Source organism: Variovorax sp. dw_308 (genome assembly GCF_019207085.1).
GTDB lineage: Bacteria > Pseudomonadota > Gammaproteobacteria > Burkholderiales > Burkholderiaceae_C > Variovorax.
Map to the genome: position 1 here is coordinate 64,716 of NZ_JAATOM010000027.1, position 16,413 is coordinate 81,128.

The 16,413-nt window shown below is 65.5% G+C and carries 18 protein-coding genes and 1 riboswitch; of the genes, 13 read left to right on the forward strand and 5 right to left on the reverse strand.

Annotation, left to right across the window (positions count from 1 at the left end):
- The first annotated feature begins 28 nt into the window (after positions 1–28).
- The 5 genes from HCU76_RS31520 (at position 29) to HCU76_RS31540 (ending at position 4,814) form a co-directional block, all read left to right on the forward strand.
- Positions 29–712, forward strand: coding sequence for an HAD family hydrolase (locus HCU76_RS31520; protein WP_218511461.1), 684 nt, complete (start codon positions 29–31; stop codon positions 710–712).
- Positions 713–741: 29 nt separating this feature from the next.
- The gene (gene pgm, locus HCU76_RS31525; RefSeq protein ID WP_218511462.1) at positions 742–2,382 is read left to right on the forward strand and encodes a phosphoglucomutase (alpha-D-glucose-1,6-bisphosphate-dependent); all 1,641 of its coding nucleotides are present in this window, start codon (positions 742–744) and stop codon (positions 2,380–2,382) included.
- Between the two features lie 49 nt (positions 2,383–2,431).
- Positions 2,432–4,039: an MFS transporter gene (locus HCU76_RS31530; RefSeq protein ID WP_218511463.1), complete on the forward strand. Its 1,608-nt coding sequence runs from the start codon at positions 2,432–2,434 to the stop codon at positions 4,037–4,039.
- Positions 4,040–4,167: 128 nt separating this feature from the next.
- On the forward strand, positions 4,168–4,419 hold the full coding sequence (locus HCU76_RS31535) for an AbrB/MazE/SpoVT family DNA-binding domain-containing protein (protein WP_218511464.1): 252 nt from the start codon (positions 4,168–4,170) through the stop codon (positions 4,417–4,419).
- Entirely contained in the window at positions 4,416–4,814 is a 399-nt protein-coding gene (locus tag HCU76_RS31540) for a type II toxin-antitoxin system VapC family toxin (RefSeq protein WP_218511465.1), read from the forward strand. Before HCU76_RS31535 ends, HCU76_RS31540 begins: the two co-directional genes overlap by 4 nt.
- A gap of 78 nt (positions 4,815–4,892) precedes the next feature.
- Here the strand turns inward: HCU76_RS31540 and HCU76_RS31545 are convergent, their stop codons facing one another.
- The 3 genes from HCU76_RS31545 to HCU76_RS36950 are packed head-to-tail and all read right to left on the reverse strand — an operon-like array spanning position 4,893 to position 5,874.
- The gene (locus HCU76_RS31545) at positions 4,893–5,276 is read right to left on the reverse strand and encodes a hypothetical protein (protein WP_256354612.1); all 384 of its coding nucleotides are present in this window, start codon (positions 5,274–5,276) and stop codon (positions 4,893–4,895) included.
- Positions 5,273–5,647 carry an N-acetylmuramoyl-L-alanine amidase gene (locus tag HCU76_RS36945; RefSeq protein ID WP_256354613.1) on the reverse strand — a complete coding sequence of 125 codons (375 nt, stop codon included), beginning with the start codon at positions 5,645–5,647 and terminating at the stop codon, positions 5,273–5,275. Before HCU76_RS36945 ends, HCU76_RS31545 begins: the two co-directional genes overlap by 4 nt.
- The gene (locus tag HCU76_RS36950) at positions 5,644–5,874 is read right to left on the reverse strand and encodes an N-acetylmuramoyl-L-alanine amidase (RefSeq protein ID WP_256354614.1); all 231 of its coding nucleotides are present in this window, start codon (positions 5,872–5,874) and stop codon (positions 5,644–5,646) included. The genes HCU76_RS36945 and HCU76_RS36950 overlap by 4 nt, the downstream gene beginning before the upstream one ends.
- 279 nt (positions 5,875–6,153) lie before the next feature.
- On the opposite strand from HCU76_RS36950, the gene HCU76_RS31555 reads away from it, so the two are divergent.
- Positions 6,154–7,932 (forward strand): nitrite/sulfite reductase, encoded by a 1,779-nt coding sequence (locus HCU76_RS31555; RefSeq protein WP_218511466.1) that lies wholly within the window; start codon positions 6,154–6,156, stop codon positions 7,930–7,932.
- The gene (locus HCU76_RS31560) at positions 7,929–8,324 is read left to right on the forward strand and encodes a DUF934 domain-containing protein (RefSeq protein WP_218511467.1); all 396 of its coding nucleotides are present in this window, start codon (positions 7,929–7,931) and stop codon (positions 8,322–8,324) included. Before HCU76_RS31555 ends, HCU76_RS31560 begins: the two co-directional genes overlap by 4 nt.
- Before the next feature lie 76 nt (positions 8,325–8,400).
- Here the strand turns inward: HCU76_RS31560 and HCU76_RS31565 are convergent, their stop codons facing one another.
- The gene (locus tag HCU76_RS31565; RefSeq protein WP_213959207.1) at positions 8,401–8,715 is read right to left on the reverse strand and encodes a hypothetical protein; all 315 of its coding nucleotides are present in this window, start codon (positions 8,713–8,715) and stop codon (positions 8,401–8,403) included.
- Between the two features lie 468 nt (positions 8,716–9,183).
- On the opposite strand from HCU76_RS31565, the gene HCU76_RS31570 reads away from it, so the two are divergent.
- From HCU76_RS31570 to HCU76_RS31595, 6 genes are all read left to right on the forward strand, one after another.
- Complete coding sequence (locus HCU76_RS31570) at positions 9,184–9,999, forward strand: phosphoadenylyl-sulfate reductase (RefSeq protein ID WP_218511468.1); 816 nt, start codon at positions 9,184–9,186, stop codon at positions 9,997–9,999.
- A gap of 146 nt (positions 10,000–10,145) precedes the next feature.
- Positions 10,146–11,099 (forward strand): sulfate adenylyltransferase subunit CysD, encoded by a 954-nt coding sequence (cysD, locus tag HCU76_RS31575; protein ID WP_213959205.1) that lies wholly within the window; start codon positions 10,146–10,148, stop codon positions 11,097–11,099.
- 1 nt (position 11,100) lies between these two features.
- Positions 11,101–12,441, forward strand: coding sequence for a sulfate adenylyltransferase subunit 1 (locus HCU76_RS31580; protein WP_213959204.1), 1,341 nt, complete (start codon positions 11,101–11,103; stop codon positions 12,439–12,441).
- A gap of 40 nt (positions 12,442–12,481) precedes the next feature.
- On the forward strand, positions 12,482–12,811 hold the full coding sequence (gene fdxA, locus HCU76_RS31585; RefSeq protein ID WP_218511469.1) for a ferredoxin FdxA: 330 nt from the start codon (positions 12,482–12,484) through the stop codon (positions 12,809–12,811).
- A 146-nt stretch (positions 12,812–12,957) separates the two neighbouring features.
- Positions 12,958–13,971, forward strand: coding sequence for an NAD(P)/FAD-dependent oxidoreductase (locus HCU76_RS31590; RefSeq protein WP_218511470.1), 1,014 nt, complete (start codon positions 12,958–12,960; stop codon positions 13,969–13,971).
- Positions 13,972–14,007: 36 nt separating this feature from the next.
- A riboswitch (TPP riboswitch) is annotated at positions 14,008–14,112 on the forward strand.
- Between the two features lie 71 nt (positions 14,113–14,183).
- Positions 14,184–15,515, forward strand: a complete 1,332-nt coding sequence (locus HCU76_RS31595; protein ID WP_213959201.1) for a cytosine permease — start codon at positions 14,184–14,186, stop codon at positions 15,513–15,515.
- Here the strand turns inward: HCU76_RS31595 and thiD are convergent.
- Positions 15,475–16,305 carry a bifunctional hydroxymethylpyrimidine kinase/phosphomethylpyrimidine kinase gene (gene thiD, locus HCU76_RS31600; protein ID WP_213959200.1) on the reverse strand — a complete coding sequence of 277 codons (831 nt, stop codon included), beginning with the start codon at positions 16,303–16,305 and terminating at the stop codon, positions 15,475–15,477. The genes HCU76_RS31595 and thiD overlap by 41 nt on opposite strands.
- Positions 16,306–16,413 lie beyond the last annotated feature (108 nt).

The following is a 16,413-nucleotide window of genomic DNA, read 5'->3' on the forward strand; positions in this document are numbered from 1 at the left end:
TTCCAGCCATTGGCGTTAACCTCTGCCGATGCCCGCCCTTCCCCAAACAGTCTTCCTGTTCGACGTCGACAACACGCTGCTCGACAACGACGCCATCCGGGCAGACCTGGCCAGCCATCTGGCCGCCGAATTCGGCCAGCTACCAGCCGATCGCTACTGGGCCATCCTGGAAGACCTGCGCATCGAACTCGGCTATGTCGACTACCTTGGCGCGCTGCAGCGCTACCGGCTCGATGCGCTGAATGACCCGCAGTTGCTGCTGATGTCTGCGTTCCTCATCGACTATCCCTTCGCCGATCGCCTCTACCCTGGCGCGCTGGAGGCGCTGGCGCATGCACGCAAGTGGGGACCGACCGTGATCCTGTCCGACGGCGACGTGGTGTTCCAGCCGCGGAAGGTGCAGCGCTCGGGGCTGTGGCATGTGGTCGAGGGGCGCGTGCTCATCTACATCCACAAGGAGCTGATGCTGGATGACCTGCAGCGCTGTCATCCGGCAGCGCACTACGTCATGGTCGACGACAAGCTGCGCATCCTGACCGCGATGAAGAAGGTGCTCGGCGAGCGCCTGACGACCGTGTTCGTGCGACAGGGCCACTACGCATTCGAGGCGGACGTCGTCAACGCACTGCCTCCCGCCGACCTCACCATCGACGCCATCGCCGACATCACCCGCCTCGACCTGGGCGCGCTGCATGCCGCTGCATCGACCTGATTCCATACGACACGACGGAGAAAACCAACATGGCCGACAGTCCACTCGCGGGCAAGATCGCACCCGCCTCCATGCGCGCCAACCTGCCGCGCCTCGTCACCGCCTACTACGCGCTGGTGCCGGACCCGGAGGTTGCGGCGCAGCGCGTGGCCTTCGGCACCTCCGGGCACCGCGGTTCCTCGTACAACGCGGCCTTCAACGAATGGCATGTGCTGGCCATCTCGCAGGCCATCTGCGAGTACCGCGCGCAGAAGGGCATCGACGGGCCGCTCTACCTCGGCATCGACACGCACCCGCTGTCGGAGCCCGCCGCCGCGAGCGCCATCGAAGTGCTGGCCGCCAATGGCGTCGAGCTGATGCTGGCCACCGACGACGACTACACGCCGACGCCGGCCATCTCGCACGCAATCCTGGTCTACAACCGCGGACGCACCGCGGGCATGGCCGACGGCATCGTGATCACCCCCTCGCACAACCCGCCGGATGACGGCGGCTTCAAGTACAACCCGCCCAATGGCGGCCCGGCCGACACCGACGTCACCAAGTGGATCGAGAACCGCGCCAACGACATCATCAAGGCCGGGCTGCAGGGCGTGAAACGCATGGGCTATGCGAAGGCACTGCGCGCCGCGACCACGCACCGCCACGACTATGTCGCCAACTACGTCGCAGACCTCGGCAACGTCATCGACTTCGAAGCGATCCGCTCGGCCGGCGTCCGCATGGGCGTGGACCCGATGGGCGGCGCCGGCGTGCACTACTGGTCGCGCATCGCAGACCACTACAAGCTCGACCTCACCGTCGTCAACCCCGATGTCGACGCCACCTTCGCCTTCATGCCGCTCGACTGGGACGGCCGCGTGCGCATGGACCCGTCGTCGCGGTATGCAATGGCCAACCTGATCGGCCTGAAGGACAAGTTCGACGTCGGCTTCGGCTGCGACACCGACCATGACCGCCACGGCGTCGTCACGCGCAGCGGTGGCCTGATGCGGCCCAACCACTACCTGGCCGTGATGATCGACTACCTGTTCCAGCACCGCCCGAACTGGGCTGCCAACGCCGCCGTCGGCAAGACGCTGGTCAGCAGCACCATGATCGACCGCGTCACCGCGCGGCTGGGCCGGCCGCTGCAGGAAGTGCCGGTCGGCTTCAAGTGGTTCGTGAATGGCCTCATGGACGGCAGCCTCGGCTTCGTCGGCGAGGAGAGCGCCGGCGCCTCGTTCCTGCGCCGCGACGGCACGGTCTGGACCACCGACAAGGACGGCCTCGCCCCCGCACTCCTGTCGGCCGAGATCACCGCCAGGACGGGCCGCGACCCCGGCGAGTTGTACCGCCAGCTGACGCAGGAATTCGGCGACCCGGCCTATGACCGCGTCGATGCGCCGGCCACGCCGGACCAGAAGGCCCGGCTGTCGAAGCTCACGCCGCAGCAGGTCACCAGCACCGAACTCGCAGGCGACCGGATCGAGAAGGTGTTGTCGAACGCGCCCTCCAATGGCGCGGCCATCGGCGGCATCAAGGTCATGTCGGCCGAAGGCTGGTTCGCCGCGCGGCCGTCGGGCACGGAGAACATCTACAAGATCTACGCCGAGAGCTTCAAGGGCGAGACGCACCTACGCAGCATCATCAGCGAGGCGCAGGCGATCGTCGACAAGGCCCTGGCCTGAGGTTTGCCGCGGGCCAGTACATGGCGGCCACGAGGATTCGAACGCAGCCATGAACACCAACCGCTCGATCTCCTTCCACCACCCCGTCGCCTTCTGGATCGGCTGCATCGCCATCATCGGCGGCGTGCTGTCGCACATGCCGATGTTCATGATGGGCCGCCACAACGGCTACCAGATGGTCGGCATGCCGATGGACACGCCCATGCTCATCGGCATGGCGATGATCCCGCTGGGCGTGCTGCTCGCGGCCTATGGCCTGATGCCGCGCATCGGCCGGATGGCAAAGAGCGGCCATGGCGACAGCCACCTGCAATTCCACGTGGCCGACGGCGTGCCGCTCAACGCAGAGCACTGGAAGCTCGTCGTCGTGCTGGTCATCGCCCTCGCGGTCGACGTGCTGAAGCCGGCCACGCTCGGCTTCGTGATGCCGGGCATGACGCGGGAATACGAGATCACGAAGGAAACGGCCGGCGTGCTGGCGCTGGTCGCGCTCACCGGCACGACCGTGGGCTCGGTGCTCTGGGGCCGGATCGCCGACGTGTTCGGACGCCGCGCGGCGATCCTGCTGTCGGCGTTGATGTTCATCGGCACGGCAATCTGCGGCGCGATGCCGGCCTTCGGCTGGAACCTGGCGATGTGCTTCCTCATGGGCGCCTCGGCCGGCGGCTTGCTGCCGATCACGTTCACGCTGATGGCCGAGTCGGTGCCCGCGGCGCACCGGGGCTGGCTGCTGGTCGCGCTGGGCGGCGTCGGCACTTCGGCCGGCTACCTGCTGGCCGCTGGCTCGGCCGCCTGGCTGGTGCCGGAGTTCAGCTGGCGCGCGCTGTGGCTGCTGGGCCTGCCGACCGGGCTGATCATCGTCTTCCTCGGCCGATTCATTCCGGAGTCGCCACGCTTCCTGTCGAACGCAGGGCTGGTGGACGAGGCGCGTGAAGTGCTGGCGCGCTTCTCCGGCCCGCGCAGCGCCGCGACGGCCGCCGGGGCGGTGGTCGTCGAGGTCGCGACAGAGGATCCGTCCGGCGGGCTGGCCCAACTGCTGCGCAGCAGCCATGCACGCATTACCTGGGGCCTGATCGTCTGCGGCGTCGCCTGGGGCCTGGTCAACTTCGGCTTCCTGCTGTGGCTGCCGACCAACCTGGGCAGCATGGGCATGGACGCCACCGCCGCCAGCGCCCTGCTCGCGCGCTCCGCGCTGCTGGCGCTGCCTGGCATCGGCATCGTGATCTGGCTCTACCACCGCTGGAGCAGCATCAAGGCGCTGGTGCTGTTCATCGTGCTCACGACCGCGACACTGCTGCTTTTCGTGGCGATGAGCGTGGTCAAGGTGCAATCGGGCGTGGCCATCGTCGCTGCAACCGCACTGCTGCTCGTCAGCTCCAGCGGCGTGATCGCGATGCTGATTCCCTATGCCGCCGAGATCTACCCGGTGCACCTGCGCGGCACGGGTTCAGGCGTGATCGCGGCCAGTTCCAAGTTCGGCGGCATCGTCGGCGCGGGCCTCGGCGTGATGGGGGTGTTCACCCATTTCGCGACCTCGGCCCTGCTGATCGCGGCGCCGATGGCGGTGGCTGCAGCACTGCTGGTCCGCAGCGGGATCGAGACGCGTGGGCGGCGGCTGGAAGAGATCCAGCAGGCGCTGCTCTTGCGCGCGCGGTGAGCGATGGGCCGGTCCACAAAAGCGGTGCATGGTTTTGCGCTTGCGACAGCCGGCGCTTTGGCCATCATGAACAGGTAATGCAAATATCAATTACCATCGCATTGTGTTGAAACTCTGGAGGTGTTTCCATGACTTCATTGGTCGTCACCATGAAAGGCCAGGTCACGCTCAAACGCGACCTGTTGCAGCACCTGGGCATCAAGCCAGGCGAGCGCATCGAGTTCGACAAGCTGCCCGGCGGCGAGTTGCGGGTGAAAGCCTCGCGTCCCGCCGGCAATATCAGCTCATTCCTCGGTTGTCTCGCAGACAAGACCACCACGAAGCTCACCATTGAAGAAATGAACGAGGCCATTGCGTCCGGGTGGGCGGGTGAACGTTGAAAGTCATCGTCGACACGAATGTGCTGGTTCGGGCGGCCGTGCGAGATGACGCAAGGCAGACGCGAGCGGCAGATAAACTTCTGCAATCTGCCGAGTTGGTGGCGGTGTCTTTGCCCAGCCTGTGTGAATTCGTTTGGGTGCTGAGTCGAGGCTACAAGCTCGATAGCACGAGCATCGGGCATGCCATCCGGCTACTGTTTGATGCCAGTAACGTGGTGATGAATCGTCCCGCCGTGGAATTCGGCTTGTCCTTTCTGGAAGGCGGTGGCGACTTCGCCGACGGCATCATGGCCTATGAAGGCTCATGGCTCGGTGGAGAGACATTCGTGTCATTCGACAAGCAAGCTGTGAAGCTCGCCAACGAGCGAGGCCAACTGGCTCAACTCCTCTCCTGATTCCCCTTCAGAGCATCGGTAACGTCCCCATCTTGGCGCAAGATGCCGCCGATGTGCCCGACTCTTGGCTCACGGCGCTTAGCGCCCGAACAAATCCTTGCAGGTCTCGCACACGAAGTAGTCAGTCTTCGACCCGCACCGGACACTGCCTGTCGCACCCGGTCGGATCTTCCATTCGCAAGCCTCGCCGTTGCGCTTCAACGTCCCCTCGATGTTGCAAGGCGCGATCTCGTAGTTGTCCTGCAAGGTCTTGTAGTCCACGCGCCCGGCGCGCAAGAAGAACGACCGCGCCTGAGCATGGGTCAGCGCCACGTCGGATGGCCGGCACGACGCCGGCGCCGCCGAGCGGAAGTCCGAGACATACACGTCGGTGATCGCGTCCCGCGCACTTTCAGGTGCAGCAGTGCAAGCGGCGAGGAGCACGGCGGCGGCAAGCGCGCCCGCCCAGGTCGCTACTGTCATCGCGCGGTGCTCGCCTCACCCGGGTTCTTGTAGGACACCTCAGGATGCCTGTAGACATCGCTCGCATTCAGGCTGAAGTGCGTGTACAGCTCGCTCGCCAGCCACTGGAGCGACGTGTTCTGCGGCGCGGTCACGGCTTCGTAGTTGTCGTCGTCGATGTGCTGGCCGACGAGTTCGATGCCCACCGAGTCGCTGTTGACCGGGTATCGGTCCGGATACGACTTCGCGCGCTCGAGCGCGTCGATCTCGGCGATCTGTTTCACCCACGTCATGGCCAGGACCTTCGCCATCGTTGCGGTGTCGCACTTGCTCTTGTCGATGGCCAGGCACTTCGACTTGATCAGGCGGCCGACGTGATAACAACGCTTCATATCAGCAGGCTGGCCGTCTGGTAGATCTGGCCGTTCTTGTCGATGAGAAAGTGGGCGCCGTTGCCCCCGTTCTGATAGCCATTGAGCGTGGCCTGCGCGCTGGATGAATCGGTTTGATGAACGACGATGGCACGCACGCCGGACAGTTCGCCGTGTTCGATGGAAGCGGATCGCCTGAGCAAGACGCGGCTGTCGATCAGCATCCCGTCCTTGTCGATGGTGGACATGTTTCTCCCTGATGTTGTCTTTGCGAAATCCCCCCGCGAGCGTAGCGCCCCGCGTTGCAGCGAAAATGCACGGCAGCGCGCGCTGACGAGAGACGAAGCAAGCCAGGTCGGCTTATCCAGAATCCGCCAAAAACCCCGCGGCAAGCCGCATGGGCGTTGAGGAATAAGCTTATCCGCATAAAGCGCGTACCAAAAAATAGTTTGCTTCTATAAGCGGTTCTTCCAGAATCCCGCGTTCTTGGGCTGGCGTTGGCCGCACCAATCTTCAAGACTTTCACGATGTACCAATACACAGATTTCGACCGCCAGTTCGTGCAGCAGCGCGCGGCGCAGTTCCGCGACCAGCTCGAACGCTGGCAAGCCGGCAAGCTGCATGAAGACGAGTTCCGTCCACTCCGCCTGCAGAACGGCTGGTACGTGCAGCGCTATGCGCCCATGCTGCGCGTGGCCGTTCCCTACGGCGAGCTCTCCAGCAAGCAACTGCGCGTACTCGCGACGATCGCTCGCGAATACGACGAGCCCGAGGCCGAGGTCTACAAGAACGCCCTCAAGACCCAGGGCAAGCTCGGCACCACCAAACTGCCGACGCACTACGCGCACTTCTCGACGCGCCAGAACGTCCAGTACAACTGGATCCCACTGAGCAAATCGGCCGACGTGATGGACCTGCTCGCCTCGGTCAACATGCACGGCATCCAGACCAGCGGCAACTGCATCCGCAACATCACCAGCGACGAGCGCGCCGGCATCGCCATCGACGAGGAGGCCGATCCGCGCCCCTTCGCCGAAATCATGCGCCAGTGGAGCACGCTGCACCCCGAGTTCGCCTTCCTGCCGCGCAAGTTCAAGATCGCCATCACCGGCGCCGCCGAAGACCGCGCCGCCACCGGCTGGCACGACGTGGGCCTGAACCTGCGCAAGAACGCGGACGGCGAGCTTGGCTTCCGTGTGCAGGTCGGCGGCGGGATGGGGCGCACGCCGGTCATCGGCACCGTGCTGCGCGAGTTTCTGCCGTGGAACCAGATCATGAATTACCTCGAAGCGGTGATTCGCGTCTACAACCGCTACGGTCGCCGCGACAACATCTACAAGGCCCGCATCAAGATCCTGGTGAAGGCCGAAGGCCAGCGCTACATCGACGACGTCGAGGCCGAGTACAAGCAGATCCTCGAGCACGACGGCGCACCCCACACCATCACGCAGGCCGAATACGACCGCGTGTCCGCCTGCTTCGTGCCGCCGACGCTCGCCACCCGCGTGCTGCAGAGCGCCGAGCAGACCGATGCCGAACTGCGCGCCCAAGCCGCCGACGACGTGCAGTTCGCGCGCTGGCTGGCCCGCAACGTCGCGCCACACAAGAACCCCGCGCTGCGCGCCGTCACGCTGTCGTTCAAGCGCCTGCGCCAGGCCCCCGGCGACGCCGACGCCGACCAGCTCGACACCATCGCCACGCTGGCCGACCGCTTCTCCGCCGGCGAGGCCCGGGTCACGCACGACCAGAACGTCGTGTTGCCCTGGGTTCATGCCGAAGACCTGCATGCGCTGTGGCTCAACGCCCGCGAAGCCGGCTTCGCCAGCGCCAACGTGCACCTGCTGACCGACATGATCGCCTGCCCCGGCGGCGACTTCTGCGCGCTGGCCAACGCCCGCTCGATCCCGATCGCCGAAGCCATCACCGAGCGCTACCAGGACCTCGACGAGCTCGACGACCTCGGCGAGATCGACCTGCACATCAGCGGCTGCATCAACTCATGCGGCCACCACCACAGCGGCCACATCGGCATCCTCGGCGTCGACAAGGACGGCAAGGAGTGGTACCAGGTCACGCTCGGCGGTTCCGACGGTTCCGCGCTCAGCGGCGCGGCGCAAGCCGGCAAGGTCGTGGGCCCCTCGTTCTCCGCGGCCGAAGTGCCGGACGTGATCGAAGCCGTGCTCGGCACCTACCGGGACACGCGCAATGCCGGGGAGACCTTCATCGACACCCTGCGCCGCGTGGGTATCGACCCGTTCAAGGCTTCCGCCAACGGTGCGCGCTTCAAGGCGGAGGTGGCAGCATGAACCGCGAGTTGCAGATCCTTGCCGCGGAAGACCATGTCGACGATGGCGACCCGAAGGTGCTCCAGCTTGCCAACGACGCCGATCCGCAAGCCATCGAGGTCTGCCTGGCGGACATCGAGCGCATCGACCTGGTGTTCCCCAAGTTCACCGATGGCCGCGCCTACAGCCAGGCCTTCCTGCTGCGCCGCCGTCTCGGCTTCAAGGGCGATATACGCGCCACCGGCGATGTGCTGATCGACCAACTGGTGCAGATGCAGCGCACGGGCTTCTCCAGCGCCGTGCTGAAGGAAGGCGTCGACGTCTCCGATGCGCAACGCCAGTTCGACCGCTTCGCCGCCTTCTACCAGGGCGACGCGGTGGAGACAGCGCCACACTTCGCGGCCACGGCCTGATACCGCCTTGCATTCCAACGCATCGCTGCGTTGGAGAGTCTTGCCCTGCGATGAGCGCTCGTCTGGAGGGCGGTTGCTAGGCTCGCGCCTGTGCCTTCTCCTGAAGCGCCTGCGTCACCTCCAGTTGCGTCTCCTGCGCGAACTTGTCCGCCAGCGCCAGCAGGGCGCGCGCACTGATCGGACCGCCGAAGACGTGACGCGTGTAGTGCCAGTTGTTGAGCACGATCTCCAGGAAGGTGCCCTCCTCGACCGACACCACATGCACAAAACCGTAGCGCGTGCGAATGGCGCCCAACAAAGCCTGGGAGTCGGTCGAATCCTCCAGCGGATGCAGCCCCCATGACACAGGCTTGGTCACGGCCTGGCGCGAAGTGCTTGATTCGAAGTTCATCGGTCCTCCGGTGTACATGGCCGACACCTCGCATTAGGCATCGGATGCCTTTTCTCGATAGCGCATCGTGGCGGGCGATCCGATGCGACCACCCTCCGGGCGCCTGCGGATGGCGCCAACCACAAGGCCGGAATCCTTACCCCGGCATCCGGCACGGCTCCGCATCATGAATGATCAATGGCCGTGCATTTTGCAAAATTGAAACCAAAAGCATTACCCATCAACTTCTGTTGCGAAGTGCCGCCCTTGACATGTCGCAGGTCACCGCCAGAAGCGCCATACGTGGCTCTTATCCGGAAAAGTGCCCTTGTCGCCTCGCAACCCGCATGAACACTGGTGCATTTGCTTATCCGCATAAAGCGCGAACAAAAAGATAGTTTGCTTTCATAAGCACCTTGCCTACAGTTCGATCCCGACCGAGCCAGCGCTGCCATGCACGGCGCGCCGGTCCTTGATCCCTCGATGCCCATGAACGCCATTTCCCTCTACGCCAAGCCTTCTGCCGACTTCGACGCCAAGGTCGCCGAAAGCGTCGCGCTGCTGCAGCGCGCCGCCCGCGACTACGCGCCCATCACCCAGGCCTCTAGCCTGGGCGCCGAGGACATGGTGGTCACCGACCTGCTGCAGCGCCATCACGTGCAGTCGTCCATCTTCGTGCTCGAAACAGGCAAGCTGCACGCCGAGACGCTGGCGCTGATCGAACGGCTCGAAGCGCACTACGCCCGCGACGTCGAGCGCTACCACCCCGACCCCGCTGCCGCGGCCGCCTTCGTCGCCGAGAACGGCGAAGAGGCGATGTACCGCAGCCTCGGCCTGCGCAAGAGCTGCTGCGACATCCGCAAGATGGAGCCGCTGGAGCGCGCCCTGACGGGCAAGCGCGCCTGGATCACCGGCCTGCGCCGCGAACAGTCGGGTGCGCGTTCGGAAGTCGAGTTCATCGAGCATTCGCAGGTCACCGACAAGAACGGTGTCGAAAGCACCCGTAGCAAGGTCAACCCGCTTGCCCGCTGGACTTGGGGCGACGTGTGGCACTACATCGCCACGAACAAGGTGCCCTACAACCCGCTGCATGACCAGTTCTTCCCCAGCATCGGGTGCGCGCCCTGCACGCGCGCCGTGACGCTGGGCGAGGACTTCCGCTCCGGCCGCTGGTGGTGGGAGCAGGAAAGCGCCAAGGAATGCGGCCTGCACGTCGCCGCCGACGGCACGCACGAGGCCGAGGAGCCCGCCGCGTTCGAACCGCTGTCAGCCGTGTCGGTCATCCCGATCCGAGCAATTGAATGAATACCGGATACGGACAGCCGAACGCAGAACGAAGACAAACACGCAAAGGTCGCAAAAAGAAATGACTCAATTTTTTGGTTTTCCCTTCCGCGACCTCTGCGAAACCTTTGCGACTTCTGCGTTCGGCTGCCCGAATTAAAGACCCCATGAACGCCCGTACCGATACCGAACTGCTGCTGCCCTCGATGCACTCCCCTGCGCGCCTGTCCAACACGCACCTCGACGCGCTCGAGGAAGAAACCATCTTCATCCTGCGCGAAGTCGCTGCCGCCTTCGAACGGCCGACGCTGCTGTTCTCAGGCGGCAAGGACTCGCTGGTGCTGCTGAAGTGCGCCGAGAAGGCCTTCGGCGCCGGACGCATTCCCTACCCGCTGCTGATGATCGACACCGGCCACAACTTCCCCGAAGTGACCGACTACCGCGACCAGCGCGCCAAGGAACTGGGCGCCGAACTGATCGTGCGCAGCGTCGAGGATTCGATGGCACGCGGCACCGTGCGCCTGGCGCACCCTGGCGAGTCACGCAATGCGCACCAGTCGGTGACGTTGCTCGAGGCGATCGAGGAATTCCGTTTCGACGCCCTCATCGGCGGCGCCCGTCGCGACGAGGAAAAGGCGCGCGCGAAGGAGCGCATCTTTTCGCATCGCGACTCCTTCGGCCAATGGCAGCCAAAGGACCAGCGCCCCGAACTCTGGACGTTGTTCAACACGCGCCTTGCTCCGGGCGAACACTTCCGCGTGTTCCCGATCTCGAACTGGACCGAACTCGACGTCTGGCAATACATCGAGCGCGAACATGTCGGCCTGCCGTCGATCTACTACACGCACAAGCGCGAGGTGGTCGAGCGCCGCGGCCTGCTGGTACCGGTGACCGGCCTCACGCCAGCGCGCGACGGCGAAACCATTCAAGTGCGCGACGTGCGTTTCCGCACCGTCGGCGACATCACCACCACCTGCCCGGTCGAAAGCCTGGCCTCCGATGCCGGCGACGTGGTGATCGAGACGCTGAGCGTGGATGTCAGCGAACGCGGCGCGACGCGCATGGACGACATGACCTCCGAGGCTTCGATGGAGAAGCGCAAGAAAGACGGATATTTCTGAGATGACTACGAATGTTTTGAATGTCCCGGCCGAAGTGCATGGTCACGGCGACACCGGCACCGCCCTGCGCTTCATCACCTGCGGCAGCGTCGACGACGGCAAGAGCACGCTCATCGGCCGCCTGCTGGTCGACAGCAAGACCGTCCTGCAGGACCAGCTTGCCGGCGTGCAGCGCGGCGGCGAAACCGACCTGGCCCTGCTCACCGACGGCCTCTCCGCAGAACGCGAGCAAGGCATCACCATCGACGTCGCCTACCGCTACTTCTCGACCGCCAAGCGCAAGTTCATCATCGGCGACGCGCCGGGCCATGAGCAGTACACGCGCAACATGGTCACCGCCGCCTCGGCCGCGGACGCCGCCGTGGTGCTGGTTGATGCCACCAAGTTGCCGTGGGCCGGCGAAGTGCCCGACGGCGAGATCGTCGTGCAGGACCTCCTGCCGCAAACCCGCCGCCACACCCTGCTGTGCAACCTGTTGCGCGTGCAGTCCATCGTGTTCGCCGTCAACAAGCTCGATGCGATGGACGATGCCGAAGTCGCCTTCGAGCGCATCTCGACCGCGCTCAACGCCTTCGCCGAAGCGGCCAATGTGCAGGTCGCAGCCATCGTGCCGATCTCCGCGCTCAAGGGCTGGAACGTGGCCTCGCGCCATGCGGACTGGTGCAACTACGAAGGCCCGAGCCTGCTCGAATTGCTCGAACAACTGCCGGTGACCGAGAAGGACGAGGCGGTGCCTTTCGCCTTCCCGGTGCAATGGGTCGAGAAGTTCTCCTCGTCTGCCGACACCTCGCAAGGGCGCCGCGTCTTCTGGGGCCGCGTCGCCAGCGGACATGTCGAGCCGGGGCAGCGCGTGACGGTCCTGCCGAGCAAGCAGACCGCCACCGTCGCGCAAGTGCTCAACCACGTGCGCCAGCCGCACGCTGTGCATGCGGGCCACAGCGCCGGCATCGTGTTGGACCGGGAGCTCGACGTTTCACGCGGCGACTGGCTGCTGGAGCCCGAGGCCTTCGAGCCGGTGCGCGAGATCACCGCGACCATCGCATGGCTCGACGACGAGCCGCTGGTGGCGGGCCGCGTGTACTGGGCGCTGCAGGGTCATCGCTGGGTCAAGGCCAAGGTTGCGCGCATCATCGACCGCGTGAACATCACGACACTTGGCTCCGAGCCCGCCACGCAACTGGAAGCCAATTCGATCGGTGACGTGGTGCTGTCACTGCAGCAGCCGCTGGCCGTCCTGCCCTTCGCGAAATCGCGCGCACTCGGCTCGCTGGTGCTGGTCGACACCGCGACCCATAAGACTTCCGCGGCCGTGCTCGTGCAGCCTTCTGTCACAAACAACTAAAATCGCGGGTTTCCCCGATCACCAGCTTCAGCAAAAGAACATGACCCACGTCGTCTCCGAATCCTGCATCCGTTGCAAATACACCGACTGTGTGGACGTGTGCCCCGTGGACTGCTTCCGCGAAGGCCCCAACATGCTGGTGATCGACCCCGACGAATGCATCGACTGCGCCGTCTGCATTCCGGAGTGCCCCGTCAACGCGATCTACGCCGAGGAAGACCTCCCCGCGAACCAGATCGCCTTCATCAAGCTCAACGCCGAACTCTCGCTGGCCGACGGCTGGAAGAGCATCACCAAGCGCAAGCCCGCGCTGCCCGATGCCGAGGAGTGGAAGGACGTGACGAACAAGGTGGGCGAGCTCGTTCGCTGAGGCCGTCGAATACGGACAGCCGAACGCAGAAGTCGCAAAGGTTTCGCAGAAGTCGCAAAAAATTCAGAAGAGAATTCTTGATGTCTTCTTTTGCGACCTTTGCGATCCTTTGCGACTTCTGCGTTCGGTAGTCCGTATTTCTCTTGATGCACGCCCCCATTGAAACCGACGCGCTGATCATCGGCGCGGGCCCGGTCGGGCTGTTCCAGGCGTTCCAGCTCGGGCTGCTCGAAATCTCCTGCCACATCATCGACGCGCTGCCCCGTGCGGGCGGCCAATGCGTCGAGCTGTACGGCGACAAGCCCATCTACGACATTCCCGGCACACCGCGCACCACCGGGCGCGGGCTGGTCGATTCGCTGCTCGAACAGATCGCGCCGTTCAAGCCGACGTTCCACTACGGCGAGCAGGTCGCGACGCTGGAGCGCCAACCGGATGGCCGCCTGCTGCTGGGCACTTCGGCTGGCACGTCATTCCTGGCCAGGACAGTCTTCATCGCGGCAGGCGTAGGTGCCTTCGTGCCGCGCCGCATGACCGTCGAAGGTATCTCGCGCTTCGAGGGCACCAGGCTTTTCTACCACCCCGACGCGCTCGAACGCTTCGCCGGCCAGGACGTCGTCGTGCACGGTGGCGACGATGCCGCGCTCGAAACCGCACTGGCGCTCGCCGGCCAGGCGAACGAGGTCACGCTGCTGTTCCGCCGCGACGCCTTCAATGCCGAAGACTCCCTGGTGGCGCGGTTCCGCGAGGCCGTGTCGGCAGGCGCGGTGAAGCTCCTTATCGGCCAGCCAACCGGATTCGACGGCGCACGGGTGCAGCTTGCGACGCCCGACGCGCAGACCGTCGATCTCCCCATCGACGCCTTGATCGCCTGCCTGGGCATCTCCCCCCGCCTCGGCCCCATCGCCGATTGGGGCCTCGCGCTGGAACGCAAACAGGTCCCCGTCGACACCGAGCGCTTCGAGACCCGCGAGCGCGGCGTGTTCGCCGTCGGGGACGTCAACACCTATCCCGGCAAGAAGAAGCTCATCGTCTGCGGCTTCCACGAGGCCACGCTCGCCGCCTGGGCCGCCACGGCCGTCGTGTTCCCGGGCAAGTCGATCCCGCTCCAATACACCACGACCAGCACGCGGTTGCACACGCTGCTCGGCGTCGGCTGAAATACTACAATCCGACGAGTTGCGCACATCGCTGCGCAGCCACGCTAGGGGTGCCGGCCGTTTCACCAGACGGTTGGCTGAGAGAGTCCCTTTGAACCTGATTGAGGTAATCCTCGCGCAGGGAAGCTGGTCCGGCGGCCTCCACGTTGTCTCGCGTGCACCCATGGCCATCGAACCGCAACCTGCCAATCACTTTGCAATGGAGCAAATGGATGGCACAGCCTTCTGACAATTCATCCGGCCGCAACGAGGCGCTCACGCCCCTGGCGGATTCCGCCCGCGTGTTCCGCTGGCACGACCACGCATCGCTCTGGTTCAGCCTCGGCGTCGGCTTGCTCGTGATGCAGGTCGGCGCGTACCTGGTGCCCGCCGTGGGCACGCAGGCGGCCGCCGTCGCGATCGTGCTCGGCTCCTGCGTCGGCGCCGGGCTGCTGGCCTGGACGGCGCGGCTCGGTTGCGAAAGCGGCCTGGCCAGTGCGGGCCTCATGCATGCGACCTATGGCAGCGCCTTTGCGCGGCTGCCGGTGCTGCTCAACATCGTGCAGCTCGTAGGCTGGACCACCTTCGAGATCGTCATCATGCGCGAGGGCACGCAGGCGATCGGCAAGCAGGCCTTCGGCCTTGCGCTCGACACCCCGCTGGGCACGCTGCTCACCACCCTGCTCTGGGGCGCGGTACTGCTGGCACTGCTGGCCGGCTCGATGGTCAAGCTGGTGCGGCGCTTCGTCAGCCGCTTCGGCCTGCCGCTGGTGGTGATTTCGCTGGTCTGGCTGACATGGCAGTTTGCCGGGCAGCTCAACGCCAAGGGCTTCGGCGCCTTCTGGTCCCGCGCGGGCGACGGCTCCATGGGCATGTTCAGTGCGCTTGACCTGGTGATCGCGATGCCGGTCTCGTGGCTGCCGCTGGTGGCCGACTATGCGCGGCATGGCAAACGCAGCACCGGCGGCCTGGGCAGCGCCTTCAGCGGCACCTGGATCGGCTACCTGGTGGCCAATGTCTGGTGCTATGCGCTCGGCGTCATGGTCGTGAGTTCAGCCGACACCGGCACCAGCCTGGTCACCGCACTTCTGCTTGCACAAGGCGGTCTTCTCGCGCTCGGGCTGATCCTCGTCGACGAGCTCGACAACGCCTACGGCGACGTCTACTCGGGCGCTGTTTCGACGCACAGCCTGCTGCCGCGCTGGAGCGTGAAGCAATGGGGCCTGCTGATCGGCGTGCTGTGCATCGGCCTCGCGCTGGTGCTGCCGATGCACGCGCTGGAACCCTTCCTGTTGCTGCTGAGTTCGGTGTTCGTGCCGCTCTATGGCGTGATCCTCGGGCGCCTGGGAACCGGGGCAGCGCCGTCCGGCGTCGGCACGCATCGCGTCGACTGGGGTGCCGCCGCCATCTGGATCCTCGGCATCGCCGTGTACCACTGCCTGGCCCAGTGGGCGCCGCAGTTCGGCTCGGCCCTGCCGACGCTGGTGCTGACCTTCGTGACCGCCTGGCTCAGCCGGGCATCGGCTACAGGCGGTGCATCGGCACTGGCGCAAAGCCGTGGTTGAGCGGACCGTGGCCTGCGCCGACCTTGATGTCGGCCCCGGCCGTCATCGCAGCGATCACGTAGGCACGTGCCTGCTGCACGGCCTCGGGCAACGCGTGGCCGAGCGCAAGGTGCGCCGCGATGGCCGACGACAGCGTGCAGCCGGTGCCATGCAGGTTCTGGCTCGCGATACGGGCCGACCCGAAGCGGCGCGGCGGGCTTCCGGCCTCCGCCAGCACGTCGACGATCTCCTCGCCCTTCAGGTGGCCTCCCTTCAGCAGCACCGCATGCGCGCCGAGCGCCAGCAGGTCGCTGGCCGCGCGATCGAGGCCATCGACGCCATCGATCTCGCGGCCGATCAACAGGGCGGCCTCGTCGAGGTTCGGCGTGATCACCATTGCGCGCGGGAACAGCTCGTTCACCAGCCGCTGCACCGTCTCGTTCTCGATCAGGCGGTCGCCGCTGGTCGCGACCATCACCGGGTCAAGCACCACGTTCGGCAGCTTGTAGTGGTCGATGGCCCATGCCACCACCTCGACCACCTCGGGCGCATGCAGCATGCCGAGCTTGACCGCGTCGACGCCGATGTCCTCCACCACGGACTGGATCTGCGCCTTCAGGAAGGCCGGCGGCACCGCGAAGATGCCGCTCACGCCCATCGTGTTCTGCGCCGTGAGCGCGGTGATCGCGGTCATGCCGTAGCACCCGAGTGCGCTGAAGGTCTTGAGGTCGGCCTGGATGCCGGCACCGCCGCCACTGTCGGAGCCGGCGATCGAAAGCACGCGCGCGTAGCGCAAGGAAGCGTTGGTCATTCGCAAAATTATCAACCACCCGCATGAACTCCCTTGAAGCGCTTCCGTTCGATGCAGCCACCGTGCTCGGCGCCGGCCTCATGGGCCGGCTGCTGGCCCTGTCGCTGG